Origin of the sequence: Arthrobacter roseus (genome assembly GCF_016907875.1) — a bacterium.
In the GTDB taxonomy this organism is placed as follows: Bacteria; Actinomycetota; Actinomycetes; order Actinomycetales; family Micrococcaceae; genus Arthrobacter_J; species Arthrobacter_J roseus.
Genome location: NZ_JAFBCU010000001.1, coordinates 2917276 through 2942423 on the forward strand (window position 1 = coordinate 2917276; position 25148 = coordinate 2942423).

Consider the following 25148-nt stretch of genomic DNA (forward strand, 5'->3'; position numbering starts at 1 on the left):
TTTTGACTCAAGCGTCACCTCCACGGTCGGATACGAGTTGCTTTTCGCCAGTGTCAGATCATTGACCCTAAATCCGACCCGATTGAGGGGTAGGTGGCGGTGGTCGATTTCAGTTGACGGGTGGTAAGGCCGTGTTTTATGGCCAGGCTGATGGTGTTAGCGAGTTCAGCGTACCCGGCTCCGAACAGGTGCGCGCCGACGATGCGGTCGTTTGCTTTATTGATTAGGATTTTGGTCGCACCGGCGGTTTCACCGATCCGGTAGTTCGAGTACCACCGGCTGGTGTCGGTGTAGCGGACCTCCACGTCCAGGCCGCTGTCCCGGGCCTCGTGCTCGAGCATGCCGAGACGGACGAGTTCGGGGATCGTGAAGACTGCTGTCGGAATGGCGGCGTAGTCCGGAACCGTGGAACCGGATTTGAGCATGTTGGACGCGGCAACTTTCGCTTCGATCACGGCCACCGGCGTCAGCGGCATCCCTAAAGTGTCAGCGGAATCACCCGCTGCGTAGACACCAGGGTTCGTCGTGCTTTGCAGGTGGCCAGCGACATCAATACCATTTTCGCCATACGCCACGTGGCCTGCTTCGAGGTTCAACCGGGACAGGTCCGGGACCCGCCCGGCGCCGTGAACGACGAGATCCGCATCAATCGTCGCCGAACTGCCGTCCTTATCGATGTGTACCCGGTATCCGGAACCGGTCTTCACGACGCTGGTGATGCTTGTGCCGCGCTGGACTTCGATTCCGGCGTCCGAGCCGCGGTCAATCAGCAGGTCGACAAGATCCGCGTCGAATGCCTGCAGCGGCCGCGCCCCACGATCAACAATGACGGGGGAGCTTCCCGCACGGGCGGCGATGTGGGCGAACTCGAAGGAGACGAAACCGCCGCCCACGAAAACGATCCGGGAAGGAAGGCTCTCAAGGTTCAGGAAGTCGGTGCTATCAATCAAGTGCTCCTCGCCCGGGAAGTCGAGAGGCCGGGGCGTGGCACCGGTTGCGATCAGGACCTTCGGCGCCTCGTATGTTGCGCCGGAAATTTCCACTTGTGTGGGACCGGTGAAAGTCGCCGTACCGTGCAGAGTGTCCACGCCGTGTGCGCGCAAGTCATCTTCCATGCTCTGCGGCACGGGATCAGTGAAACCGTGTTTGTGCTCCATCAGTTCGCCCCAATTGACCGACAGACCGTCGTCGTTCACGCCCTTGCCGCGCATCAGCCGGGCGCCCTCCACCACCTCGGCGGCGCGCCGCAGGATCTTCTTCGGGTCACATCCGCGCAGAGCACATGTACCACCGTAGGGAAGTGCATCAATGATCGCGACACGCCACCCTGCCGAGGAGCATTTCGTCGCCGCAGCGATACCGGCCATCCCGGCACCAATCACCAGCAGATCGTAGTTGTCAGTCATCTCAAACTCTCTTTCTTATAGGCATCTTCTCGTGCCTGCACCTGTGGCGACTGCCGATAGAAGCAGCGGCGACGAGGAGCAGTCGGCATCATCGCCGACCATCCGCGGTTCGACATCGTTAGTCCTCGGGCACTCAACCGATGGGCAGGGTTGCCCTCAACTGCTCGATGGTGGGCGCGCCCGCAGGCCCCTCTTGAGTCATGTACCTGCGGCATGCCAGCCCCACCGGCGTGGACGCATCAGCGAACACATCAATCCCATTGATCAGGATGCTTGGGGAACCGTGGAAGCCCACGCGCTCGGCCTCGTCCGCCGTGTCGACCCTCTGACGTGTCACAACGATGTCGGAATGTTCCGCGGCGAGGACCATGAGCCGCTCGTCGGCGACTTTCCAGTTCGGGCAGCCGTCAAAGTACTGCAACGTGATATCCATACTTACGACCCTAAACCTTGCAGTTCGCTACAAGGTCAAGGGGTAGAGTGGAACGGTGCTCATCGGGGAAGTCGCCGCTATCACCGGCGTAGACAGTCAAACCATCCGGTTCTACGAACGCCACGGCCTGCTGCTGGAGCCTCGTCGTGAGCCCAACGGGTACCGAAGCTAAGCCTTGATCCACCGATAGGTTTCTGAGGTTGCTCGGCGGTTTAAACACGAAATGCCCGTCTTTTCAGGGAAAATTGGACTTACCACAGCTCAAGTTTCTCGAAAATGAAGGACATCTCGTAGATGCTAGTTTCCCATACCCCTGCCGCGGTGTCAGCTTCCTTTAACGAGGAGAACCTTGTGTCCGGGACCGGGCTGGTTCCGGTGATGCGTCTAGCCCAGAATGCGGGCTTGCACGAACTGGTCGATGAGTGGTTAAGCGTGCCCACGGACAAGGGCGCCAACGCCGGATTGAAGGTCGCAGCTTTGGTGGCGGGCATGGTCGCCGGGGCTGATTCCATTGATGACATGGCCGTGTTGCGCCATGGCGGAATGAAGAAGATTTTCACGGGCTGTTACGCTCCTTCAACGCTGGGTTCATTCCTGCGCGCGTTCACGTTTGGGCATGTGCGTCAGCTCGACGCGGTCGCTTCCCGTCTCCTGGTGAACCTGGCCAAGGCGGCACCCCTGTTGGGCACACCGTCCGGGGAGGACTTCATTTTTATCGATGTTGACGACACCATCGTGGAGGTTCATGGGTATCAGAAGCAGGGCTCCAGCTACGGGTACTCCGGAGTTCGTGGGCTCAACGCCGTCCTGGCCACCGCTTCCACGAAGGACACGGCCCCGGTGATCATCGGCCAACGCTTGCGTAAGGGGGCCGCGAATTCGGCCCGCGGCGCTAAACGCTTCGTCACGGACGCACTGGCCACCCTCAAACGCACCAACGTGGCAGGGAAGATGTTGTGTCGTTTTGATTCCGCCTACTATGGCCACGCCACAGTCAGTGCCGCCGTGGCTGGTGGGGCCGACGTTTCCGTGACGGTGCGCATGGACCCGGCCATCAAACGCGCCATCACCGCCATCGAGGAGACTGCGTGGGCGCCGATCCAGTACACGAACGCGGTCTTTGATGAGGCCACCAGTGCCTGGGTGTCCGCGGCGGAAGTCGCCGAAGTGGAGTTCACCGCGTTCTCCTCGCGGAAGAAGGCCGAGAGGATCACCGGGCGCCTGGTGGTACGCCGGATTCCTGAACTGAATCCCAAAGCCACCGATGGCCAGCCCACCTTGTTCGACACGCACCGATACCACGCGTTCTTCACCACCGTCCCGGCCGGAACGCTCGGCACGGTCGAGGCCGACAAAACTCACCGTAAACACGCACAAATCGAGCAAGTCAACGCCGATATGAAGGACAGCGCCCTGGCTCACCTGCCCTCGGGGAAGTTCGCAGCGAATTCGGCCTGGCTGGTCGCTGCGGTGATGGCTTACAACCTCACCCGGGCTGCCGGGGTCTTGGCCAAAGGGACCTTCGCCAAAGCCCGGACCGGAACGATCCGGCGAAAGCTCATCAATGTCCCGGCCCGCATCGCCTCCAGCGCACGAAGAATATGCCTCCACCTACCCGAGGCATGGCCCTGGCAAACAGCCTGGGAGCAGCTCTTTGCCGCGACCCACGCGCCACCGCAAACGGCATAAAACCCATCCACCCAGCCGAAACCCGGCCCAACGAAGAACCCAAAACGTGGAACACCAACGGCAGCAAGGCCACCCGATCGTCCCTGCCCAAAAGCACAAAATCAAGCAAATCCTCGAATCAGCACGCACCCGAACCGGATCGGTGGATCAAGGCTAAGACAACGCCATCATCGGCCGATTGCAGTTCATCCGCGCCGCCCAAGCCTACGCCCACGTCTCACTCCTGCTGGAACAAAAACTCGTCGACGTCCGGGCACGTCAACGCGAACTCGCCACCCTGGCAACGGAACTTCAGGGGCTCATCAAAACCAGTCACGCCCTCGACCCAGCCGACTGCACCGGCACAGACATCTGCCACATCATCGCAACGCCGAAAAGGGCCGGACACGGTATGTAATACGCCTAATCCTCGCCATAAAGCTCCCGGAGAAACCGGTCACTCAGCGATGCAGGTCACCGGGTACGCAGTTCTGTGGATAAGCCTGCAGCTACCTCCAGGGGCGTCCGGGCAACCCAAGGTGGGCTGTAACGGGTGGTGAGCGGTGATCCAAACTATTCAAATGAGACACTTATCCCTGGTGGACGTCGCTCCAAAGCATGCGGGCCCCTGCCGGGACGGGCGGCAGGGGCACACCTGTTGCGAGTGTTTAGAGACCTGGGGCTGCCGGGATGTCCAGGTCTGTTTCCACGAGGTGATTGAAGTAGTTGGTGAACAGGTTCAGGGTCACATGGGTGGAGAGCTCCGTGAGTTCAGTATCGGTCCATCCGGCGTCAAGGCCGGCTTGCCACGCGCTATCCTTCACTGCTCCCTTGTTGGCTGTTGCCTGCCGCGCCAGTTCCAGCAGTGCCGCGAGTTTGTCATCGAAATCGATCTGGCCTTTTCGGATGGCGATCGTCTGGTCCTCGGTGAGGCCGGCGGCTTTGGCTCCCATGGTGTGGGCGGACTGGCAGTAGGTGCATTCGTCCACATTGCCGACGGCCAGTGCGATGGCTTCCCGGGTGCGGGCATCGAAGGTCCCGTAATCACCGATGACCTGTTGGAGGGCCACATAGGACTGCAGGACAACGGGTGAGTGGGCCATGGCACCGTGGATGTTGAGGACTTTCCCAAACTGCTCCTTAAAAGCACCGAGCTCGTTACGGCTCTCTTCAGGGGCGGTATCAGGAGTGTGGACGGTAATACGTGACATGCGTGTTTCTTCTTTCATCGGGGTTTCTGGTGTGGAAATTTATAGGAGCACCTGACAGCGGTTCTGCATCACGGTCAGGGCGTGGACGTACCACGGGTCGAGCACGGAAATGCGTCAGAAGGTGGTGCGGGAGATCCGGCGGAGCCCTTCCGGACTTTCGATGAGAATGCGTCCCCTACCCTGCCGGATCAGGTTGCGGGTTGCGAAATCCGACATGGTTTTGCTGGTCGCTTCGCGTGTTACCCCCAATAGTCCTGCGAGTTGCTCATGGGTGAGTTTCACGGACTGGGATTGTGTGAATCTGCTGCGGGGAGCTGTTTCGGCGAGTTTCAGCAGGGTCGCGGCTGCGCGTGCTGAGAGGGGACGTAACGCCATGTCCGTCAGACGTTCCTCCAGCCTGGCGACTTGTTCGCCGAGGAGGCGGGAGATCTTCACCGCCATTCTGGGGTTGGAGAGGAAGTGTTCCTCGACGTCCGCGGCGCTGAGTTGGCACACGGTCGAGTCTTCGATCGCTTCGGCGTAGTTGTCATACATCTGCTGGCCCACCAGGAGCATCTCGCCGAACACGGCGCCTGGTTCCAGGATGGCGATGGTGAGGGTTTTTCCGTCTTCGGCTACCCGGAAGATGCGGATCCTGCCTGCTTTGAGGATGAACAGGGCGCTGATGGGCTGGGCTTGGCTGAAGACGAGCTCTCCGCTGTGGAAAAGCCGAGGCGGTGACATCCGGTCAAGCGCGGCCATGTCCTGGGTGGTGAGGTCTGCGAAGAGCTCCACAGCGCTCAAACAGCTGAAGGGCTCACCGGTTTCAGCCAAAATCTCGGCCTCCTGTTCGTGCGGTGCCCACACCTTCGAAGGTTTCGTAGCGGCGGACAGAATCGTGGTGGAGCATGCGGCGTTCAACCCGGGAGCTATCATCGACGGCGTCGGATGACCAGGGTTGCGACCACACCCAGAATAACCCCGTAGACAACATGCCCCATCAGCGAGGTGAGGGAGGCCCCGTCAAGGGTAAACAGCGGCATGCCCATCATTGCCGGCATGACCAGCAGCGGCCCCAGCACCCACCACAACATTCCATAGAGGGCGCCGATGAGCGCGCTCTTCATCAGGCTCCCCCGCAACAGGCCCGCACCGGCTATCGTCAGGGCAAGTCCGATCAGGACCGAGATCATGAGGTGGACGGCGAATCCGACGCCGGCGGAAGTGGAACCGACCAGTGAAGCGATCAGCGGCAGCGTGCCCATCATCGCCATCAACAGTCCAAAGACGAAACCGCCAGCGAGGCCGCCCACCACTCCGGCCACGACCCGGACGGACATGGGGGTGGACGTAGTGTGTCCGGTAGCTGAAGCCTCGGGCGTCGTCGCCCTATGATCTGCAGTCATTGGATTGCCTTCCTCATCGTTGTACCTCACCACTGATATCCACGACGCTAGACCGTGGTTAGATGAGAGTTCTGCAATCCAGGACACACTTCGGCTGGCGGTGCGCCATTGGGTGGGCTGATGTCCGCTCGCCTGGACGCTATCTTCAGTGCGCGCGTGATGATCGCCGCGACCGGACCTCACCCGGGAACCGCCCACCCGTGACCGTTGCCGAGCCGGAGTCCGACTTTATCCCCGGCTACTACCCGCGGATCACCGGCGACCTCCACGGTGAGCGTTTCGCGTCTCGTACCCCATCGAGGGCTACCCGGATGAGGGTGTGGGCTCCGAGAGATTTCGCCCGAATGACTGTGCCATCAGCGATGCCCTGCCCGATTGGAACGAGGCAGGCCGATTCCTGTCGGAGGAGCAGGAATGCGGAACCTTCATCAATGTCTTTCTGGACGGGTATCCGGCCGAACGACGAATGGTGGTGACCGGCGATTATGTGCCCGTGAATGGCGTTGAGTCCGCCCAAAATCCGGTTCACCGCCAGCGTAGCTGGTTGGTAATGCAGTTGGGCGACGGGCCCATGCTGGGAGATGCCGCTCGAGCGCACCAGTTCACTGGTGTCGCCGGTCCATGCCGCGATGCTGAAGTCCAGGAGATCCGATAAACGGCAGAAGACCCAGGCTCTGCAGCAAAGCCGCAGCCAAGGACACCCCGAGCACCACCACGATAGGCAGCACCGCCGGCAGCGCGAGAAAGACAGCCCGCCCAGTGGTGGTAGAAATCAGCCGCCTGCTCATCGGGTGGACGCGACGTCCTGACGCCATCCCTCATCCAGGGCCGGCACCCACTCCGCGGCAAGTTCACCGTGAGCGTTACGGGAGAGCTCCTCATAGTCCGGGACGATCGGTGAATCGGGCAATTGCTCGAACAGGTCCTGTTGCGCCGGTGACAGGAGACCGGTGTCGAGCATCGTGAACTGCCCCCACGTTTCAGGGTCAGCCTTTGCTGCCTGCTGCTCCAGCGATAAGGCAATATTGGCCACGACCATCGCCCCTGCAGCATCAGCGGCATTCGCCGGAATAGCGAGGAAACTCGCGTTGCCCACCGTGCCCTCATCCAGCGTAAGGACCTTCGTCGACGGCGGTAGCGCGCCGGAGGCTACGAGGTCGGTGAGCGTCGCCGGCCCGTAGGTCATGGCAAGGTCCACCTCGCCGTTGGCGAACAGGGTATTGAGTGCCTGCTCATCGCGCGAGTAGGTGCGGCCTTCCCGCCATAGCGACGGTGCCACCTCGCTCAGCGCCTCAAGCGCTGCGGGGGCGTGTTCGTCGAATGCCTCCTGACTGTACTCGAGTGGCACCTGGTCGGCACCGCCTGCGGTACTGAGCATAATCTCTCGGAGGAAGACACTGCCGGTGAAATCCGGTGGGGCCGGATACGTGAAACGGCCCGGATGCTCCTTCGCCCACTCGAGGATCCCCTCCAGGGAGGTCGGCGGGTCAGCAACGGCCTCCGACTCATAGAAAAAGGTGAACTGCGCCTTGTGCGAGGGCGCTTCGCAACCCTCCACAGGAGTCCCGAAATCGTTGAGGAGCAGTGGATCCTCCGGGTCGGTGTACTCCATGTCCGGTAGCAGCTCCGTCCACCCGCACCGCCACACCTCAGCCTGACGCCCGGTGCTGAAATTGGCGCCATTGACCCAAACCAGGTCCACCGAACCGTCGTCGCGCCCGGCCTGACGCTCACTGAGCACACGGTTCACTGCGTCCTGAGTGTCCGTGATCGGTACGCGGCGGAGGGTGACTCCCTGCTCCATGGCCGCCGGGACGAGCACCTCGTCCACGTAGGCATTGCCCTGCTCGTCTCCCCCATACATCCACAGATCGACGGTCTGGCCCTCCGCCTCCGCCTGAACCTCGTCAAAGCTCCCGAAGCTTTCCGCCGCTCCGGCGGTTGCTCCCGAGCAGGAGGTGAGCAGCAGTGCCAGGACTGCTGCGGCCGCGGGCAGGACAGAGCCGCGTCGTCGTCGTGCCAGGGCGAAAGGGCAGGTCATGGGCGTCCTTAGGCTAGTGGGGATGCTGTTTCCAGTATCCTCGAAGCGAGTCCGGCGCCCGAACGGCCCAGACCGGGCAGCCGATGGCGGGAGAGCATGCAGGAAGACCACGCGCGCCGCCGCGCACCGTTCCTCACCCCGCTCCGGCGGTTCCTGCTGCTGGCGGTGATCATCGTCGCTGCGACTGTGGTGGTCCTCACCGTGCCCATCCCGGACGTGGATGAGCTGCGCGCGCTGGTGGAGCAGGCCGGCTGGTGGGGTCCCGTAGGCTTCGTTGCCGGGTACGCCGCCCTCACCCTCGCGCCCGTTCCAAAGAATGTACTCTCCATCGCCGCCGGAGTGCTGTTCGGTTTCGGCCCCGGGCTGGCAATCGTCTACTGCGCGGCACTGCTGGGCGCGTCCGCGGCGTTCTGGCTGGGACGGGCACTGGGCCGCGACGCTGTCGAGAAGTTCACCGGCACACGGGTGGAAAAGGTCGACGCCGTCCTCAGCAAGCGCGGATTTCCCGCTATCGTCGGGGTCCGGCTCGTTCCGGTGCTGCATTTTACCGCCATCAACTACTCCGCCGGGCTCACCGCACTGGGCTGGTGGCCCTACTTCCTGGGAACAATGATCGGTATCCTCCCCGGAACCGTGAGTTTCCTCGCCCTTGGTGCTTTCGGCCTCGAGTTCGGCTGGCCAGCCCAGGTAGCCACGGCTGCCCTTGGCGTCCTCACCCTTGCGGGGCTGATCGTCGCTGTGCGGTCCCGGCGCCGGAACAAGGAAACCTGATGTTTGATACGCGCCTTCGGCCCATCCTCGCGCCCACACTGGACCGTTGGCACGCCGCAGGGCGCAACTCAGCACGGCGAGAGCCGATGCGGGGCAGGGCGGGTTCTGGGATATTTCCGCAGACTTCATGGTCTACGGTGCCACCGTGGTCGGGGTAGCCATCGGAGCCACCTCAGGTTTTGGCGCCCCGTGGCTTCCCTTCCTGCTGGTGTTGTTCGCCTACTACATCAACGGCAGCGTGTTCCTGGTCTTTTCCTCCCTCGCGGGAAAAGCAGCCGACAGATCGACGACGGCCGCTCGCTGTCCTTCCTCGGCGGCCTGGCGGAGGGTGCAGAAACGGTCCTGGTCCACAGTCTCTGGCTGTTGTTCCCGGCTGCGGCCTGGCACATCGCCTCGGTGTCGGCGTTCCTGGTCCTGGTCAGCGCCACCCAGCGGATCGTGGCCGGTTACCGGCTGCTGCGCTGAACCCCTACCCCGCCACTCCTGCCCTCGGCCCCTTGACCGCCCCCCGGTCGTCGAGTGCCGGTTGGGTTCAGGACCGCCGGTTGCGCCAACGGTTGAATTTCACCAGACCGGTCATCGCGGTGCGGACCAGAGGCGAGTCGAGCGCCGTACGGGCATCGGCGATTGCCGCATTCCACAGGGCGTCGTTATACGTGGGATAGGGATGGGTGACCCCGGCCAAGTCCCGTGTGGTGAGCTTTTGGTGTACGGCAAGTGTCAGTTCCGCCAGGGATTCCCCGGCCCGGGGTCCCACGATCGTGCCTCCGAGAATCCGCCCGCCCTTGCCGATCACCAGCCGGGTGAAGCCCGAGGTCTGCTCTTCGGTGATAGCCCGATCCGTATGCGCGTGCTGGATGGTCGAGGTGGTCTGATCCTTGCCGTCAGCCTTGGTAAGTCCGACGGCGGCAACCTCGGGGGAGGTGAAGGTCACCCGCGGAACGATCGTGCTGACCGACCGGTGTACGCCCAGGACGGCATTGGAGGCTGCGGTGCTCGCATAAACCCCTGCCAGGTGGGTGAAGTCGGGGTGCGGTGTCACATCTCCCGCCGCCCAGATCCTCGGATTCGACGTGCGCATTCCCGCATCCACCAGCACGTGGCCGGCGTCGTCGTACTCCACACGCACGTGCTCCAGCCCCAGACCTTCGGTGCGGGCCTTCCGGCCCACAGCGACCAGGATGACGTCGGCATCGAATGCGCGCCCATCACCGGTGTGAATGGTGCTTCGAGAATGGCCGTCATCATTGCTGCCACCGTCGTCATGGGAGGTGCTGACGCTTTCGGCCTCCACTCCTTCAACGATTTCCACGCCGTCTTCCTGCAGGCTGGCTCGCACGATCGCCGCAGCATCGCGGTCCTCTTTCGGCAGGATCTCCGAGCGCACCAGCATCACCACGGCCGAGCCGAGCCGCGCGAAAGCCTGCCCCAGCTCACATGCGATCGGGCCTCCCCCGATGACCACGAGGCGCTGCGGAAGTTCCACCAGGTCCCACACGGTTTCCGATGTCACCATCGGAGCCTCGTCCAATCCCGGAATCGGTGGCACCATGGGTGCGCTGCCGGTCGCGATCAGCGCCTGGCGGAACCGGATGGTCTCCCGTCGACGTCGGCTTCACCGGGAGCCGTGAACCGGACCGTACCGGTCACAACTGACGCACCGACGGCTTCCAGCGACGCCGGAGAATCATCGGGTTCGATGGCAGCGATGGCCTCCAAGATGCGTGCCCTCACCTCTGCAAAAGCCGTTCCGCGGCCGCCGAGGGAGCGCCGGGCCGCCGAGCTCCTGGCCGCGGAGAGCAGAGTCTTGGACGGGACACACCCGGTCCACAAGCAGTCCCCGCCCGTGCGGGCGGATTCGACCAGGACCGTTCGGGCGCCGAGCCGGGCTGCGGTCTTCGCTCCCACGATTCCGGCCGTACCACCGCCGACCACCAGCAAATCGATGATCCCATCTTTGCGTTCCATTGAATCTCCATCTCGTCGTCGGTTCATGCGGATTTTCCCTCACCATAAGCTGTAGGCACCGCGGCCGGCCTAACCGAGCCCCGCCCCCGATACGGAAGTGATCCTAATCGCCGGAAAATACCGCAGCTTCGCACCCCTGTATGATCTGCTCTCAGCCGAATGGCCTGTGTATCGGGCCGGCAGGAAGATCGGCATCGAATCCCTGGACCTTCATTCCGGTGACCAGGTCCTGGACATCGGCTGCGGCACCGGGGGCACTATCGTGGGCATCGACCGCAGCCCCAACATGCTGGCCCAGGCCCGACGGAAAGCCACGCGCAAAGGCTGACCAACGTCATCCTCATCGAGGCGGATGCCACCACGCTCACGCCTGCCGCCATCTGCGCCAGCATCGCAATTCAGGGAGGGCGTGAGTATTCGGAGGCTGCGCTGGCGACCTACGCCCTGTCTCTTATGGCGGACTGGGAAACCGCCTGGACCAACATGATCCTCATGAGCTCTCCAGGCGCTTCCATGACCGTGGTGGACATGCAGGAACCCACCGGCGTCTTCGCCCTCACAACCCCACTCGCCCGAGCCGCGTGCCACCTGGGCGGAGCCGATATCACCGCACACCCCTGGACCGGGCTCGAACGCGACTGCGCCGACGTACAAGCCGCCTCCGCACGCGGCGGGCACCTCCAAATTCGCACGGGCCGCCGCCGGTAGCACTCCCCGACCCCGTTTCCGCTCTATCCCCTGCAGAAGATCGTCCAGCACACCGCGTTCAATTGCTGATATTTGGCCAAAACTAGGGACGCCCACGAAACGGCAGATTTCCAGTGCTCGCTATGGCCCGGCATCTCATGTTTCATTGCGGCTGCACGCCATGAGACCGCAGGAAAATTCGGTTGGAGGTGAATAACCAATCATTCGGCGGGCTGAAGGGGATTTCCCTCGAAGTGGATCATGTCCAGGGACTCCACATGCGGTCCGAGTAGGGCCAGAACGTTGCGACCCTGCTCCGTTTCGGGAAAGACCTCCGTGTGGTCGGTCAGAGCGTTCCATCCCACACGGAGCAGGTAGACCTGTGGTTGGTCGACGCTGCGATGCAGGTCCACTGACCGGCATCCGGTCGCTGCCAGGAGGTTCTCGCGGATAGCGGGGTACGTCTTGTGGAATTCCTCATGCCCGTCATGACGGATGGTGAGCTGCGCGTGTTCGAAAATCATGTGATTCTGTCGACCTTTCATGTCGTGATGCCTGGGAGGCTAGCTTTCAGCTGTTGACGCCGGTGTTTTGCGCGGCAAGGCCAGCATGAATGTCTTGCATATTGAGGGCTTTGACTTCGATGATGACCTGTTCGAGTGCCGTGGCGTCCAGGGCCCCGGGCTGCGAGAACACAAGGACTTTCTCACGGAAGGCCATCAGTGTCGGGATGGAACTGATGCCCGCCTTCGCCGAGAACGCCTGTTCGTCCTCCGTGTCGACCTTCGTGAAGGCAATGTCAGAGTGCTTTTCGGAAGCTGCGCTGTACGTCGGGGCGAACCTGCAGCAGGGTGCGCACCAGCCCGCCCAGAAATCAATCAGAACAATATCATTGTCATTGAGTACGGTTTCGAAGGTTATTTCGGTGATGTCAACGGTTGCCATCGTGGCTCCTTGTCATGAGGTGCACCAGGTGTCAGCCTGGTGCACCTCCTTGTTGGGGTCAGAATCTGGGCGGGACCTAAAAAGACGCAACGGCCTCGTCGGTGGTGATTACGGCACCTGCGATGTAGTTGAAGTTCGTCAGGGCAGCGGCGTAGCCGTCTCCCAGCTCAGGGTGTTGCGCTGCTGCCGTAGCGTCCGCGACGACCGTCACATCGAAGCCCTGCTCCAAAAGCTCCCGCAGGTGGCTCTCGATGCAAAGATTGGCGGACATTCCTGCCAGGACGACCTTGCTGATGCCACGTTTGCGAAGTTGGAGGACGAGGTCGTTCTGCTCCGGGCCGTACACCTTGTGAGGGCTGCAGATAATGGTTTTCCCGTCCTGGATGTAGGGTTTGTACTGCTCCAGCCAGTCAGCACCGGAGCCTTCAAATCCCTCTAAGCTCAGGGGTCCAGGCCGGTCGAACATACCGATTTCGTGCATTTTCTTTTCCAGCGTCCCGCCGAATTCCCACTGATGATCTTGCGGGAAGTAGTAGTGCGGGGAGATGAAAACCTTGTAACCGGCGGTTTTGGCGGCGGCCAGTAACTGGTCGATGTGTTCAACCGTGTTGTTCTCCCGCACACTGTTGCCGACCAGTTCCCATGTCACCCCGTCGGGGCTGAGGAAATCATTCTGCGGGTCGGTCAGTACGAGTGCTGTTGTTGAGTTATCGAAAGTCATGGCTCTCCTGGGATGGTGATCACGGCGGGCCCTGATCTTCGGGCACCTTCGTACACTAGGCATTAGTGGACGATAGTTCTGTAACCCAGGACACCGTGTGGGAGACCCCGACCGTCATACAGTTGCGGAGAAACACCCCGGACCGCGAAACACTCCACGGCCCGATGGACACCAACGCCCGGTCAGGCATGCTGGCCGGGCCACGCGGAATAAGGAACCCATCATGGCAAGAGCAATGTGGAACGGAGCGGTCATCGCCGAGTCTGAGGATGTTGTGGTGGTCGAGGGCAACAGCTACTTCCCCATGGACGCGGTGGACCAACGGTATTTCAAGGACAGCGACATGTACTCAGTCTGCCCGTGGAAAGACAAGGCCAGTTACCGCACCCTTGAAGTGAATGGACAGCAGAATACGGACGCCGCCTGGTTTTACCCCGAACCAAAACAGCGGGCACTGCCGATCAAGAATCATGTCGCCTTCTGGCGTGGCGTCACCATCGAACCCAGCGGCGCTGCACCTCAGTGACGCCGACAGCGATTACTCCACCGAGCCATCCTGTCCCCCGCCTGACACAAGGACATGAAGTGGGCTCCTGCCAGACATCCAAGCCATAGCTATCGACCCGCGCCCATTTTGCCCCAGTGCGGCCTGCAGACCCGGAACGGCATATGATCCGGCCCGGGTCTGCAGCCTGATTCAGGATCCGGCAAGCTGCCCTGCGAGAGCCACCAGGTCTTCGGCTTCAATATCGGGCCCGCTGAAATAGGAGGGGTAGGAGGCCCCGGTACGGTTGATCCACGCTGTTTTCAGGCCGGCCGCGTTGGCACCGTGAATATCCCATGGGTGCACGGCGACGAGCAGCAGCCGGTCGACAGTTTGACCGGTTTCCCGGCCGGCGTAATCATAGGCTTCGCGGGCGGGTTTCCAGCGGGGAGCGTCCTGAACACTGAGGAACCGCGAAAATTCGTCCCGGACGCCGCCTCGTCCCAGGAGGGATTCCGCCACCGAGGTGGCACCGTTGCTGAGGGTGATCAGTTCCGTGATACAACTGAGCGCACTGATTCCTGGTGCGGCATCCGGGTGCAGTGAGAGGTTCGTGAAAACGGCCATGATGGAATCGACCTGTTCCTGATAGTCCCCCGGTCCTGAGGTCTGTGTCAGGAGGCGGTGAAGACTGTCGGTGGCAAGGTCGGCAAAGGCAGGGTTGTCCCCCGCTGAGGTAAGAGCGAACCCGTCGCGGAGTACTTCCGTAAACCACAGCCGGGCAAGGGAAGCAGGCACCCCGGCGCGGGTGAACGCGTCTGCGAGGGGGCTCATGTCGGACAGGGTTTCATTGACGTCGAAAACGATGACGGACGGTCTGGTCGTCATGTGGTTAGTCCTTTCCGGCTCCGGCGAGGAGCGAGTTGATGGCGTCGGCGATGTCCCGTGGATGGTCTTCGGGAGTAAAGTGCTTGCCCCCGGGTATCCGGATCAGGTCGGCTCCGAGATCGGCGGCGAGCCGCTCCCCATACCTGATCTTCTGGAACGCGTCGGCTTCACCCCACACCACCCGTACAGGCAGCTTCAGGCCCGCCAACCGGTCCGAAATGTCCAGGGTGTCCTGAATATCAAGTGCGGCGGCCTGGCGCATCATGCTCCGCGCCGCACCGTGGGACACATACGGTCCCCAGTGCTCCGCGAGGGATTCCAGAGCAATCTTCCGGTCATCGTGGCCGCGGTGTATCAGCTGGACGAAAGTCGGGTACATCAGCACCTGAGGCAGAAATGCCAACGCCGGTGCCACACGCTGCATCGCCTTCACACTGGGGATAGGCCACGAGTCGTAACATACCGAGTTGGTCAGGACCAGTCCCGAGAAACGCTCAGCTGCCCGCACCACCGCGATCTGCGCGACTCCCCCGCCAAGATCATGCCCAACCAGGACCGGCAATTCATTCAGGTCAAGGGATTCGATCCACTCCAGAAGGTATCCAGCCTGGGCCGAGAGGCCGAGGTCACGGTCTTTCCCGTCGGGAATGCTCGACCCATAGCCGGGCATTTCCCATGCCAGCGTCCTGCCGTGAACCCGTGGCATCACGTGGCGCCAAAGCCGCGGCGAAGTCGGGATCCCATGCACCAGAACAACGGGACTGCCCGTACCGTGCTCCACCCAGCGCGCGTTCATACCGCTTAATGTCGTCGATCGTGTTTCCACAGGTTTCTCCATTCACCTTGCAGGGCGTCGCTTTTCAACGACGGCGGCGGGACGTGCCCACACTGCCAGCCTACCCAGAACAACAGGCTCTGATAAGGGCACCCCCAGCGTGTGCGCGTCACCTCACGCCCTTCTCGGTCTCACCCGGACGTTCCCCCTAGATCAATACACCTAGGGCCTTGAATCAAGAGTGACCCGTCACCAGTTTCCTGCCCCCTCTTGTAGTGGGTGGGCCGGAACCAGCGCCTTGCCATCCGGGCGCCGAGCAGCACCTGGCCTACCGCTGCGGGTCTGAACCACCAGGAGCGCGGGACATCGATCATCCGGCCCTGTGCGAAACTAACAGAAGCAACCAGGACCACGGGCAAGGCCCAGGCCGCGAACGCCGCGGTACGCACGGTCCGGCTCGTTTCGTAACGCACGCTGAACCAGATCCAGAGGGCGGTGTCCGCGAAGAAATCAGCATATTGACCGAAGGAAGTTTCGGTGCCCGTCGCCCGGGCGAGTTTGCCGTCGACGAAGTCGCTGATGAGGGCAAAAACCGGCGCCCAGCGACCCAGCGACTTCTCGAGAGCCGGAAGATTGGCCCGCAACAGGTTAATGATGTTGGCCGGCCCCAACGAAGTTCTCTCCTTAAGCAATCCCAGGTGACTCGTCGCGAGAGACCAGGTAAGCACGACCCACTTCCAACCGGATGTACCCGCACAAACAACCAAGAGGAGGTGCAGTGCTGTTACCTCCAGAAAAGCCCGCGGGCGGGCACACTCCTGATCAACCGACCGCTGGGAGGCCACGATGAACAGCTTCGCCCACGCTTCAACGCCCCAGCCGCCGGCACGAAGTTGGGCGAGAAGGCTATTGGTGGCATCACGACTACCCAGCACAGCCTCGCACCTGCTCCTGTCACCGGGTGCAGGGTCAAACGCTTTGAAGGACCAGTCGTCATTGTCTTTTCCACTCGTCACCAGGATCGCTCCGTCGTCCCTTGTCAACCGGAACCTGAACCAACCAAGTGGGTAAAGATCAGTTGCCGCTGTTCCGCCGGCAGACAACGTAGGTTCCGCCGGCTGCAGCGAGGAGCAGCAAACCTCCACCGAAAGCGATAATGGTTGACTCCTCGCTCGTACTCTCGGTCGATACTCCGGTGTCGGCGCCGCCCTTGGGCACCGCACCCATCTGGTCCATCCCATCGCCTTCCGCACTACCGGACTCCGCGCCCAACATCATCTGGTCGTGCATCTGCGCCATGCCTTCGACTCCGACAGTGAGAGAGCTTTTCATGTTGCCGTGGAATTTGCAGAAGAACCCATAGGTGCCTGCTTCACTGGGAGCCGTGAAAGTGGCGCTACCCCCACCCGGGATGGTGACATCGAAGGAACCATCATCGGCGGTCACCGAATGGGCTTCGGTGTCATTGTTGGTCACCGTGACCTCACCGCCCGGGTTGACCGTGCCTGGCCCCGTAAACACGAAGTTATCGATGGTGATAGCCATCTGCTCGGTGGGCATCGCCGGTCCTGACTGGGACACCGGGCCGGGAGAGGCCAGAGCAGCCCCTGTAGACCCGAGGCCTGCCCCTCCAACCAAGGCTGCGGTGAAAGCGACGCTGAGAACTTTTCTACTGGTGATCATGATGAGTCCCTCCGGCGGGGTAATTAGGCAGACAATATCCTGGCCGTCAATCCATTCGACGAAATCTTCCTCAAGCCCCAGAATCGTCTCGGAAACGCTGTGCCGGTCTTGGCGCTGGTGACCTGCGGCGCGTTGGGCTGCCTCTTCACCAACCCTATCGCGCATAGTAGACCTACGCACGGGCCTACTTTTTCGCGAGCCGCCGCCGGAGTCTTTTCTCGGACAGTCGACCGAAACTGAGCAGCTTCCCATCGAGCAAAATACCGGACGCGAAACCAACGTCGTGGCGCACTGCGCGTTCGCGGCCCTGGGCGCTGGCAAGCTCGACTTCTTCGATTACTAAAAAATTTGTGCCACTGATGACAACCTGTCCACACACGACGCCATTGCTGCCCCACGAGAGAATTGCGGCTCACCCACAGGTGGACGGCTCTGAGCTGGTCCCCGGGGCTCCACCCGCCCACAGGTGGATGACCCGTAAAACACGACAGCAAAAGTAGGGGCACTGGTTGTCGGCGCCCACCCGGTACAGTCCCTTCGCATGAGCAGAACAAGAGGTACGCGGGGAACCCCACGGAGTTGCATCTGGTGCTAGCCCTTTGCCCTAACCTGTGCGTCGAGTATGGAAAATGCCGCCTTTTCGCCTGTCCTGGCTTAACCGCTACATGCTGATTGCCGTCTGATGCAGGATACGAGTACTAAACGGGAGGGGGTGGCGAGACTGAATCTATACCTGATCCGAGTGGTCAGAACTGCCAATCGAAGCTGTCAAAAAAGCCGCCAACCCAGGGGACGTAACCACCAATCCATCGTTGGTCGGCCTGCTGATCGGCCCTGCACTGCGCTTCACCTGGACCCGATTAGGAGCCTCTGCAAGACAGAAGGCACATTGCCGATAGCCGTGATTATGTAAGGTAAACGGTTGCCTAAGGCAACGTTAGTCTCCCGTGGAATCTCGCCGCCAGGCGCTGCCGGTCTACCGGGCCCAAGAGCGGATCAGTATGTCTGTCGCCTGCCGGTCTGCGGCGCGAGGAAAGAGCCCGGTTCTTGGTCGCGGGTCGTGACTACTACTTACAGCTCGAGCACCTGAAGGTTCCCCGAGGCGTCAGAGTCTGAAGCCCACGCCGCCCCTCGGCCCTCGGCCCTCGGCCCTCGACGACATACTTCGCAACGTGAAACATTGTAGGCTCTGCCCAGGTCGTAACGTTGAAAGCGATATGGACTTCGGTTTCCAAAATTCGCAGCGAAGGACTATAAGATCTTGTCACTCGAATCATTGCCCATCCTGGACTACTCCCTACTGAGCGCGGGCCCGGAGGAGGCTTCCCAATTTCGGGATGATCTTCGCAACGCGATGCACGACGTCGGATTCCTTTACTTGGCCGGGCACGGCATTCCCCAGAGCCTTACTGACACCATGCTGGATGCTTCCCGACGCTTCTTCGAATTGCCGGAGCAACAAAAGCTCGCGGTGGAAAACGTCCACAGCCCCCAGTTCCGCGGGTATACCCGGATGGGCGCTGAGCTCACAGACCGGGCGGTCGATTGGCGTGAGCAGATCGACATCGGCGTCGAACGTGAAGCCGTGGAGCCGGGTACTGGCGTCGCCGACTACTGGCGTCTGGAAGGGCCTAACCTCTGGCCGGCCGGACTGCCCGGGATGCGGGAGATCGTCTCCGAGTGGACAGAGCGGCTGAGTGCCATCTCTCTCGATCTGTTGCGGGCACTCGCCCTGTCCCTCGGCGCACCGGAGGACAGTTTCGACGCCGCGTTTAACGCGCGCGCTTTCCCCATGCTCAAAATCGTGCGCTACCCTGGGGAATCCGGCGAGGAGCCCAAGCAGGGTGTCGGTTCCCACCGCGACGGCGGTGTGCTGACGTTGCTTCTGGTCGAACCCGGAAAGGGTGGCCTTGAGGTCGAATACCAAGGGAAATGGATCAATGCACCCCAAGTTCCCGGAACATTCGTCGTCAACATAGGCGAGATGCTCGAACTTGCCACGAACGGCTACCTCAAGGCAACCCTGCACCGCGTCATCTCACCGGCCTGCGGCACCGACAGGATCTCTCTGCCGTTCTTCTACAACCCGGCGCTGGACGCGACCATACCCCAGCTCGCCATGAGCCCGGAGTTTCATGCCAAGGCCCGCGGCCTATCAGCCGACCCGACCAACAGCCCGATCCTTGAGACCTACGGGAACAACGCCCTCCGGTATCGGCTGCGCGCCCACCCCAACGTTGCCGCACTCCACCACACCGACCTCATAACGCACCCAGAGCAGAGGTAAGGGCCTCTACTTACTTTTGGGCTCCGCCCGCAGACCATGTCAGCGGTACGCTGGCGCCCGGGAAGCGGTAACAGGCGGCACTTGCTTCCCGGGTGGCACGCTTGACTGAGGACAGGTTTGACTCGTCGCACTCGGGCCTATTCCTGTAGGGCGTTGTTCTCACGTTGCCCGGGGCACCTTCGGCGGTGAAAGAAATGACGGTGAAAGAAATATAGGGCTGTCGCATGTCGTTTGCACAGCAGGGAGGCGTTGCAACGCTTCCTCCTTCGTCCCCAAAGTACCTCAAGGAGATTCTCGTGCCGGATTTCGAACCCCTCTGGTCCCCTGTTCAGATCGGCTCCACCGCGCTGTCCAACCGCGTTGCCCTAGCTCCGATGACACGCATCAGTGCCACCGCAGATGGACATGCCACCGACAGAATGGCATCCTACTACGAGTCTTATGCTCGCGGTGGCTTCGGGCTGCTGATCACCGAAGGCATCTACCCCGACACCGCGTACAGCCAGGGCTACCTATTCCAGCCTGGTCTCGCCACCGAGGGGCAAGCACAGTCCTGGGCCATAGTCGTGGAGGCTGTCCACTTAGCTGGCGCCCGTATATTCGCCCAGCTCATGCATGCAGGTTCCCAGACACAGGGGAACCGGTTTGTGGGCTCCGCCATTAGTCCGTCCGCCATAGCCCCCAAGGGCGAACAGCTGGCGTTCTACCGCGGAGAAGGCCCCTACCCCGTTCCTGGGGAGATCACAGCGGCCCAAATGGACGAGGTACGGGATGGCTTCGTCAGTGCCGCGCTGCACGCAAAACAAGCCGGATTTGACGGCGTCGAAATCCACGGCGCCAATGGGTATCTTCTTGATCAGTTCCTCACCGACTACCTGAACCACAGGACCGATAATTATGGCGGCTCACCTGAGAACAGAGTGCGGTTCGCCGCCGAGATCTGCGTCGCCGTACGCGAGGCCGTGGGCCCAGACATGACAGTTGGAATCCGCATTTCCCAGGCCAAGGTCAGTGACAATGACCACCGTTGGAGCGGTGGCGCCGAAGAAGCACAGGTCATCTTTGAAACCCTCGGGGCTACGGGGATCAACTTCATCCACACCACCGAATACCGGGCCGTGGCACCGGCATTCGAAACCGGCCCGGAGTCCCTAGCTGCCCTAGCCAAACAGCACTCGGGACTAACCGTTATCGCCAACGGCAACCTGGATGACCCCGAAACGGCCGCGTCCCTGCTCCGCGACGGCGACGCCGACATTATCGCCCTGGGAAAGGCGGCCCTCGCGAACCGGAACTGGCCGCACCGCGTACGGAACAACCTGGCCCTCGACGAGCTCAACACCAACCTCTTCGCCCCGGTAGCGGACATCAAGGACTGGGAACTGGAACTTCCCGCCTAAGGAAAGCGCACCCCACACGTGGGGGCAAGACGGACGTCGCCTGACCCCCACGGCTTTGGGCGGAAGACCTAGTGGTTCATCCAAGCCGGCAGGCTGAGGCGCCACTGTGGCGGGTGGGCCATATCCAGAAGGAACGCCAGACCATGGTGCCCGCAGGGCCGTACGGCGTGTCTTTGGTGCTTACTCGACGATGGTGACTCCGCGCCAGAAAGGTGCTCCACCCCGCCGGTGGTTTCACGCGGCGGCGGATATCTGTGGACCAGTCCGGCGGAGGACGACGCCCGGGCCGCCGCTGTGCGGTGCCGGTCCTGGGAAGTCCCGGTTCGCGGCAGGTTCTGCCGGCGCAGCCGCTTGGGGTCAGGTGTCGAGGTGGTTCAGGACGGCCTCGGCGACGGCCGCCGGTGAATCTTCGGTGGGGATGTGTTTGCCGTTAACTTCAACGAGATCCGATCCCGGGATTTCCCTGACGTAGCGGCGGGCGAAGCTGATTTTTTGGAAGTCGTCCTCCCGGCCCCAGACCAGACGGGTCGGTATCTGAGCCTCCTGGAGCAGGGGGACGAATTCCACGGTGTACCGGGCGGCGGCCGCGGCCATGGCCATCCACGACCTGTGCCGTGCCGGTTCGGTCCAGGGCGACAAGTAGCTGGCCAGTTCCTCGTCGTTGAGCGTGCGTTTGACGGCCCGCTGCGTGGATACCGCACGGGCAGCCAGCAGGTCCGGGGCAGTTGTGGTTGAACCGCCCCGGGTTTAATGGAGGGTGTTGAATCCTTGAAAGGATGAGCACCATGGCAGCACCGAAGAAGTATCCGGATGAGCTTCGTCAGAGGGCGGTCCGTCTTGTGATGGACGCCCAGAAGAATCCCAGTGGCCGTCGGGGTGCGTGCACCAGGATCGGTGCGCAGTTGGGCATCCCTGCCGACACGATCCGTGGCTGGGTCCGTACCGTCGAAATTGACCAGGGCGTGCGTCCTGGCACCACCACCGATGACGCAACCCGCCTGACCGAGCTGGAGCGTGAAGTGGTTGAGTTGCGCCGGGCCAATGCGATCTTGAAATCAGCATCAGCTTTTTTCGCGGCGGAGCTCGACCGCCCCTCACGACGATGATCGCCTACATCGACAACAACAAGGACGAATACGGGGTCGAGCCGATCTGCAAACAGCTGCCGATTGCCCCATCGACCTACTACGCTGCCAAGGCACGCACTGAATCCAAACGGTCAATAGCCGATGCCGTGACGACGGAGAAAATCACCCGGGTGCACCGGGGGAACTACAGCGTTTATGGGGCCAGGAAGGTCTATGCTGCCCTGAACCGTGCCGGATACCAGGTGGCTCGCTGCACCGTGGAGCGGCTGATGCGCCGGGCCGGGCTCCATGGCGTGCGCAGGGCCAAGAATCCCCGCACCACCGTGCCGGGGCCCTTGTCCGAGCGGCCAGCGGATCTGGTCCGGCGGCGATTCAGCGCACCGGCTCCGAACTGTCTCTGGGTCGCAGATATAACGTACATTCGAACGCTCTCCGGCTGGGTTTATGCCGCTTTCGTTCTGGATGTTTTCTCCCGCCGCGTCGTCGGCTGGCAGCTCTCCACGACCATGCACACAGCCTTGGCACTGGACGCCTTGGAGATGGGACTCTGGACCCGCCAGCGCGATGGGAGGGACGTTTCCCAGCTCGTACATCACAGCGACGGAGGAGTGCAGTATCGTGCCATCCGCTATACCGAACGGCTCGCTGAGGCCGAAGCCGTTGCCTCCGTAGGAGTCAAGGGTGATAGCTACGACAATGCCATGGCGGAGGCGCTAAATTCACTTTTCAAGGCCGAGCTGATCCGCAACAAGGGGCCGTGGACCGGCATCAATGATCTTGAAATCGCCGTCGCTGAATACATCGATTGGTACAACCATCGACGCCTGCACGGGGAGATCGGATATGTTCCGCCCGTGGAAGCAGAAACCAATTTCTACTCAAATCTGCCCGCCATCAAAACGATGGAACGGGTCTAACAAACCCTCCACCAAACCCGGGGCTTGACGGAATCCTGGAACGGGAAGGCCGACGGCGCCGCAGCCACGGCCGGGCTGGGACACGTGACCACACACCAGCTCCACCATACCTACGCCACGGCCCTCATCAATGCCGGAGTCACCCTCCAAGCATTGATGAGCCTGCTGGGGCACGTCTCGGCGGAGATGAGCCTGCGCTACGCATCCCTTTTCGATTCCACCGTGCGCACGGAATACGAACGTGCCCTTGACCTGGCCAAGACCCGCATCGGCACCACAACCGGATCAGGCCAGGTACTGCTGCCACTGAGGAACATCACCGACGGCAACTGGCGTGAGAGCCTGACCATCAAGTCCCGGTTGGCCGGCGGCTACTGCTTGCGTGCACCGGCCCAACAGGCCTGCCCGTATGCGAACATCTGCGAGCATTGCCCCAGCTTTCGTACCGAGAACAGCAACCTGCCGGCGCTTCAGGCCCAACGCAAGGACGCCGCCCTGCTGGCCCAAGATGCCCGCGGACGTGGCTGGGACAGCGAAGCGCGTCGCCATGATGCCCTGGTGGCCCAGCTGGATCTGCTCATCCGGGAAACGGATACGGCATGAACCCGGAACCGCTCAACGGGAGAATCGATGCCGCACTGCGCCAGCTCACCGGTCGAGGCGCCCGGATCAGCATCACGGCGGTTGCCGCCGAGCTAGGCATCCCGCGCTCGAGCCTTTACCGAAATGCCGAAGCACGTGAGCTGATCGCTCAACGAATCACCGAAGAACGCGTGAATGCCGGCAGCAACCAAGCCGAAGAGGTCCACCGGCTCGGCGTGCTCATCGATGCACTTGCCGGCCGGGTTCGCAATCAGGAAGAACGCCTGCGGCAACTCGAAGGCAGGCCCAACACCACGCCACGTTGACCCATGAATATTAGCCGGTTATGGCACAGTCTCATCTTCGATTAGCCGGTTAATGCTGGGACAACAGCATGGCCGAATCGTTCTTCGCAGCACTGAAGAACGAGCGGGTCTACCGGACCGTTTATGCCACCAAAGCCCAAGCCAGAAGGGATGTCATCCGCTACATAGAAGGGTTCTACAACAGCCGCCGCCGACACTCAGCCCTCGGTTACCGCCGACCCAACGAAGTCCACTACAGTTACCAACAGCCAGCCATGGCAGCGTAGAGAAAACCATCAAATCCGCTGTCCGAAATCCCCGCAGCAGCTCAGTGATGTGCAGAATGCGGGCAGCGATTCTGTGGCGGCTTGGGTGGGGCAGGGGTCGAAGGTGAAGATGACGAGTGATCCGAGCGCGATGATGGCTGCTGAGCAGGTGAGCAGCACGGCTTTGAGCATCAGGCGCGCCCGGGCGGTGTCGGCGTAGTCGTTGATGATGACGCGGAGTCCGTTGATGCCGTGGAGCATGGCGAGCCAGAGCATGATCAGGTCAAACCATTGCCAGAAGGGGTGCCTCCATTTTCCCGCGCCGAAGGCGAAATCAATTTCCTGGATGCCGTCGTCGAGCATGAGGTTGGTAAAGAGGTGCACGAAGATCAGGACTACCAGGAGCGCGCCGGACCAGCGCATGAACAGCCACGCCATGAGTTCAAACGTTGCTGCCCGTCATCGATCGGCTGCGCGGAGGACTGATCTGCGGGCCAGCATAGGTGTCTCGGCGTCCAGTCTTCATTGGGGTCCCAATCCGCACACCCCGAGGTTTTGCAGCATGTCCTCGACGAGCTGCTCGGAGGTGAGGCTCGCGTCGATAACGACGAAGGACGGAAAGTTCTTCAGTTCCCGGTATGCCGCATCGAACGCCTGCAAGTGCTCGAGAGTCTCGGTGTCCGCGGCTCGACTCGTAATTCTTGCGTACGCGATGTCAGCCGGGACGTCGAAGTAGAAAACGATATCCGGGGCAGGTAGGACTTTGAGCAGTAAAGGTAGAAGCCAGCCGGAACTCAGGCCCTGCACGCGCCTTAGTGCTAGCTGACAGTTGAGGTACCTGTCCATGATTACCACGCCAGAATCGGCACTGGCGCGCAGGTGAGACACCAGCACGTTGATGCAGCGAATGCTGGTCTCTATCGCATCGAGTAGAACCGCCGGAGGGTGGATGTTGCGTCGCTTACACCACGCAGTGATACTGCGCCGGCCGGAACGGTTCATGGTGAAGGTCGCAGGATACTCTGCCGCGGCGAGTCGCTGCGCGAGCAGCCGACCTGCCGTGGTTTTACCCGCCCCATCGATACCGGCGAGAACAATGATCATGACTCATCGCCGTCCTGTCGGGCGAAACGCCTGCGAAAACCAGCGCTGGCCGTGCCCGAATGCCCAATGTTCCTTTGTCATGGTCTCCTCCTAACCCTCGTCGGCCTCTCACTCTTCAGGCCTGCGTGATTGC

The 25148-nt window shown here is 61.8% G+C and carries 32 protein-coding genes, 1 pseudogene and 1 other annotated feature; of the genes and pseudogenes, 15 read left to right on the forward strand and 18 right to left on the reverse strand.

All coding sequences use genetic code 11. The features are described 5' to 3' along the window. Nucleotides 1-53 precede the first annotated feature (53 nt). Both JOE65_RS14125 and JOE65_RS14130 read right to left on the reverse strand, forming a co-directional pair. Nucleotides 54-1406, reverse strand: coding sequence for a dihydrolipoyl dehydrogenase family protein (locus JOE65_RS14125; RefSeq protein WP_205163791.1), 1353 nt, complete (start codon nt 1404-1406; stop codon nt 54-56). Between the two features lie 133 nt (nt 1407-1539). Further along, nucleotides 1540-1839 (reverse strand): thioredoxin family protein, encoded by a 300-nt coding sequence (locus JOE65_RS14130; protein ID WP_205163792.1) that lies wholly within the window; start codon nt 1837-1839, stop codon nt 1540-1542. Nucleotides 1840-1894: 55 nt separating this feature from the next. On the opposite strand from JOE65_RS14130, the gene JOE65_RS14135 reads away from it, so the two are divergent. The 3 genes from JOE65_RS14135 (at nt 1895) to JOE65_RS14145 (ending at nt 3925) form a co-directional block, all read left to right on the forward strand. Then, a complete protein-coding gene (locus tag JOE65_RS14135) occupies nt 1895-2011 on the forward strand; it encodes a MerR family DNA-binding transcriptional regulator (RefSeq protein WP_205163793.1) in 117 nt (38 codons plus the stop codon). A 122-nt stretch (nt 2012-2133) separates the two neighbouring features. Next, nucleotides 2134-3528 (forward strand): IS1380 family transposase, encoded by a 1395-nt coding sequence (locus tag JOE65_RS14140; protein ID WP_205163794.1) that lies wholly within the window; start codon nt 2134-2136, stop codon nt 3526-3528. A gap of 178 nt (nt 3529-3706) precedes the next feature. Then, nucleotides 3707-3925: a hypothetical protein gene (locus JOE65_RS14145; protein WP_205163795.1), complete on the forward strand. Its 219-nt coding sequence runs from the start codon at nt 3707-3709 to the stop codon at nt 3923-3925. A 250-nt stretch (nt 3926-4175) separates the two neighbouring features. On the opposite strand, the gene JOE65_RS14150 is transcribed toward JOE65_RS14145, so the two are convergent. From JOE65_RS14150 to JOE65_RS14160, 3 genes are all read right to left on the reverse strand, one after another. Then, a complete protein-coding gene (locus tag JOE65_RS14150; protein WP_205163796.1) occupies nt 4176-4718 on the reverse strand; it encodes a carboxymuconolactone decarboxylase family protein in 543 nt (180 codons plus the stop codon). A gap of 114 nt (nt 4719-4832) precedes the next feature. After that, nucleotides 4833-5564, reverse strand: coding sequence for a Crp/Fnr family transcriptional regulator (locus tag JOE65_RS14155; protein WP_338021656.1), 732 nt, complete (start codon nt 5562-5564; stop codon nt 4833-4835). A 65-nt stretch (nt 5565-5629) separates the two neighbouring features. Next, entirely contained in the window at nt 5630-6103 is a 474-nt protein-coding gene (locus tag JOE65_RS14160; protein WP_239536734.1) for a hypothetical protein, read from the reverse strand. Nucleotides 6104-6422: 319 nt separating this feature from the next. On the opposite strand from JOE65_RS14160, the gene JOE65_RS14165 reads away from it, so the two are divergent. Next, the gene (locus JOE65_RS14165; RefSeq protein WP_205163798.1) at nt 6423-6758 is read left to right on the forward strand and encodes a hypothetical protein; all 336 of its coding nucleotides are present in this window, start codon (nt 6423-6425) and stop codon (nt 6756-6758) included. A gap of 129 nt (nt 6759-6887) precedes the next feature. Here the strand turns inward: JOE65_RS14165 and JOE65_RS14170 are convergent, their stop codons facing one another. Next, the gene (locus JOE65_RS14170) at nt 6888-8144 is read right to left on the reverse strand and encodes an ABC transporter substrate-binding protein (protein ID WP_205163799.1); all 1257 of its coding nucleotides are present in this window, start codon (nt 8142-8144) and stop codon (nt 6888-6890) included. Nucleotides 8145-8240: 96 nt separating this feature from the next. On the opposite strand from JOE65_RS14170, the gene JOE65_RS14175 reads away from it, so the two are divergent. Then, nucleotides 8241-8915 (forward strand): TVP38/TMEM64 family protein, encoded by a 675-nt coding sequence (locus JOE65_RS14175; RefSeq protein ID WP_205163800.1) that lies wholly within the window; start codon nt 8241-8243, stop codon nt 8913-8915. A 189-nt stretch (nt 8916-9104) separates the two neighbouring features. Next, the gene (locus JOE65_RS14180) at nt 9105-9380 is read left to right on the forward strand and encodes a hypothetical protein (RefSeq protein WP_205163801.1); all 276 of its coding nucleotides are present in this window, start codon (nt 9105-9107) and stop codon (nt 9378-9380) included. A 67-nt stretch (nt 9381-9447) separates the two neighbouring features. On the opposite strand, the gene JOE65_RS15355 is transcribed toward JOE65_RS14180, so the two are convergent. Continuing rightward, nucleotides 9448-10467, reverse strand: a complete 1020-nt coding sequence (locus JOE65_RS15355) for a dihydrolipoyl dehydrogenase family protein (RefSeq protein ID WP_275587565.1) — start codon at nt 10465-10467, stop codon at nt 9448-9450. Nucleotides 10468-10487: 20 nt separating this feature from the next. Then, nucleotides 10488-10883 carry an FAD-dependent oxidoreductase gene (locus JOE65_RS15360; RefSeq protein ID WP_205163803.1) on the reverse strand — a complete coding sequence of 132 codons (396 nt, stop codon included), beginning with the start codon at nt 10881-10883 and terminating at the stop codon, nt 10488-10490. A gap of 97 nt (nt 10884-10980) precedes the next feature. Between JOE65_RS15360 and JOE65_RS14195 the strand changes: the two genes are divergently transcribed. After that, nucleotides 10981-11211: a class I SAM-dependent methyltransferase gene (locus JOE65_RS14195; protein WP_205163804.1), complete on the forward strand. Its 231-nt coding sequence runs from the start codon at nt 10981-10983 to the stop codon at nt 11209-11211. Nucleotides 11212-11375: 164 nt separating this feature from the next. Beyond that, nucleotides 11376-11591 (forward strand): hypothetical protein, encoded by a 216-nt coding sequence (locus tag JOE65_RS14200; RefSeq protein ID WP_205163805.1) that lies wholly within the window; start codon nt 11376-11378, stop codon nt 11589-11591. A gap of 200 nt (nt 11592-11791) precedes the next feature. On the opposite strand, the gene JOE65_RS14205 is transcribed toward JOE65_RS14200, so the two are convergent. The 3 genes from JOE65_RS14205 to JOE65_RS14215 all read right to left on the reverse strand — a co-directional run bounded on the left by JOE65_RS14205 (nt 11792) and on the right by JOE65_RS14215 (nt 13236). Next, complete coding sequence (locus JOE65_RS14205; protein WP_205163806.1) at nt 11792-12094, reverse strand: antibiotic biosynthesis monooxygenase family protein; 303 nt, start codon at nt 12092-12094, stop codon at nt 11792-11794. 46 nt (nt 12095-12140) lie between these two features. After that, nucleotides 12141-12515, reverse strand: a complete 375-nt coding sequence (locus tag JOE65_RS14210; RefSeq protein WP_205163807.1) for a thioredoxin family protein — start codon at nt 12513-12515, stop codon at nt 12141-12143. Between the two features lie 76 nt (nt 12516-12591). Continuing rightward, nucleotides 12592-13236 (reverse strand): isochorismatase family protein, encoded by a 645-nt coding sequence (locus tag JOE65_RS14215; protein ID WP_205163808.1) that lies wholly within the window; start codon nt 13234-13236, stop codon nt 12592-12594. 223 nt (nt 13237-13459) lie between these two features. Between JOE65_RS14215 and JOE65_RS14220 the strand changes: the two genes are divergently transcribed. Next, nucleotides 13460-13762 carry a DUF427 domain-containing protein gene (locus JOE65_RS14220; protein ID WP_205163809.1) on the forward strand — a complete coding sequence of 101 codons (303 nt, stop codon included), beginning with the start codon at nt 13460-13462 and terminating at the stop codon, nt 13760-13762. A 171-nt stretch (nt 13763-13933) separates the two neighbouring features. Here the strand turns inward: JOE65_RS14220 and JOE65_RS14225 are convergent, their stop codons facing one another. The 4 genes from JOE65_RS14225 to JOE65_RS15565 form a co-directional block, all read right to left on the reverse strand. Continuing rightward, nucleotides 13934-14608 carry a haloacid dehalogenase type II gene (locus JOE65_RS14225; protein WP_205163810.1) on the reverse strand — a complete coding sequence of 225 codons (675 nt, stop codon included), beginning with the start codon at nt 14606-14608 and terminating at the stop codon, nt 13934-13936. 4 nt (nt 14609-14612) lie between these two features. Next, nucleotides 14613-15404: an alpha/beta fold hydrolase gene (locus JOE65_RS14230; protein ID WP_205163811.1), complete on the reverse strand. Its 792-nt coding sequence runs from the start codon at nt 15402-15404 to the stop codon at nt 14613-14615. A 170-nt stretch (nt 15405-15574) separates the two neighbouring features. Further along, nucleotides 15575-16399, reverse strand: coding sequence for a CDP-alcohol phosphatidyltransferase family protein (locus tag JOE65_RS14235; protein WP_205163812.1), 825 nt, complete (start codon nt 16397-16399; stop codon nt 15575-15577). Nucleotides 16400-16457: 58 nt separating this feature from the next. Then, on the reverse strand, nt 16458-17246 hold the full coding sequence (locus tag JOE65_RS15565) for a cupredoxin domain-containing protein (RefSeq protein WP_205163813.1): 789 nt from the start codon (nt 17244-17246) through the stop codon (nt 16458-16460). Between the two features lie 1081 nt (nt 17247-18327). Here JOE65_RS15565 and JOE65_RS14245 point away from each other — a divergent pair. After that, a complete protein-coding gene (locus JOE65_RS14245) occupies nt 18328-19353 on the forward strand; it encodes an isopenicillin N synthase family dioxygenase (protein ID WP_205163814.1) in 1026 nt (341 codons plus the stop codon). Nucleotides 19354-19577: 224 nt separating this feature from the next. Further along, complete coding sequence (locus tag JOE65_RS14250; RefSeq protein WP_239536736.1) at nt 19578-20753, forward strand: NADH:flavin oxidoreductase; 1176 nt, start codon at nt 19578-19580, stop codon at nt 20751-20753. 357 nt (nt 20754-21110) lie between these two features. On the opposite strand, the gene JOE65_RS14255 is transcribed toward JOE65_RS14250, so the two are convergent. Next, nucleotides 21111-21353 carry an alpha/beta fold hydrolase gene (locus JOE65_RS14255; RefSeq protein WP_205163815.1) on the reverse strand — a complete coding sequence of 81 codons (243 nt, stop codon included), beginning with the start codon at nt 21351-21353 and terminating at the stop codon, nt 21111-21113. Nucleotides 21354-21538: 185 nt separating this feature from the next. On the opposite strand from JOE65_RS14255, the gene JOE65_RS14260 reads away from it, so the two are divergent. The 4 genes and pseudogenes from JOE65_RS14260 to JOE65_RS14275 form a co-directional block, all read left to right on the forward strand. Beyond that, nucleotides 21539-22758 (forward strand): IS3 family transposase gene (locus JOE65_RS14260; RefSeq protein ID WP_239536737.1). Its coding sequence is split into 2 segments (ribosomal slippage): nt 21539-21824 and nt 21824-22758, totalling 1221 coding nucleotides; the frame shifts between segments, so codons are not numbered across the junction. Then, nucleotides 21817-21930: a sequence feature (AL1L pseudoknot), on the forward strand. Its footprint overlaps the gene before it by 114 nt. 24 nt (nt 22759-22782) lie before the next feature. Further along, nucleotides 22783-23361: a tyrosine-type recombinase/integrase gene (locus JOE65_RS14265; RefSeq protein ID WP_239536738.1), complete on the forward strand. Its 579-nt coding sequence runs from the start codon at nt 22783-22785 to the stop codon at nt 23359-23361. Next, a complete protein-coding gene (locus tag JOE65_RS14270) occupies nt 23358-23666 on the forward strand; it encodes a hypothetical protein (protein ID WP_205163816.1) in 309 nt (102 codons plus the stop codon). The genes JOE65_RS14265 and JOE65_RS14270 overlap by 4 nt, the downstream gene beginning before the upstream one ends. A gap of 53 nt (nt 23667-23719) precedes the next feature. Further along, nucleotides 23720-23932: pseudogene (locus tag JOE65_RS14275) on the forward strand (integrase core domain-containing protein); the annotation flags it as partial. A gap of 9 nt (nt 23933-23941) precedes the next feature. Here JOE65_RS14275 and JOE65_RS14280 read toward each other — a convergent pair. Together JOE65_RS14280 and JOE65_RS14285 are read right to left on the reverse strand one after the other, a co-directional pair. After that, on the reverse strand, nt 23942-24349 hold the full coding sequence (locus JOE65_RS14280; RefSeq protein WP_205163817.1) for a succinate dehydrogenase hydrophobic membrane anchor subunit: 408 nt from the start codon (nt 24347-24349) through the stop codon (nt 23942-23944). A gap of 84 nt (nt 24350-24433) precedes the next feature. Next, complete coding sequence (locus JOE65_RS14285) at nt 24434-25015, reverse strand: dTMP kinase (RefSeq protein WP_205163818.1); 582 nt, start codon at nt 25013-25015, stop codon at nt 24434-24436. Nucleotides 25016-25148 lie beyond the last annotated feature (133 nt).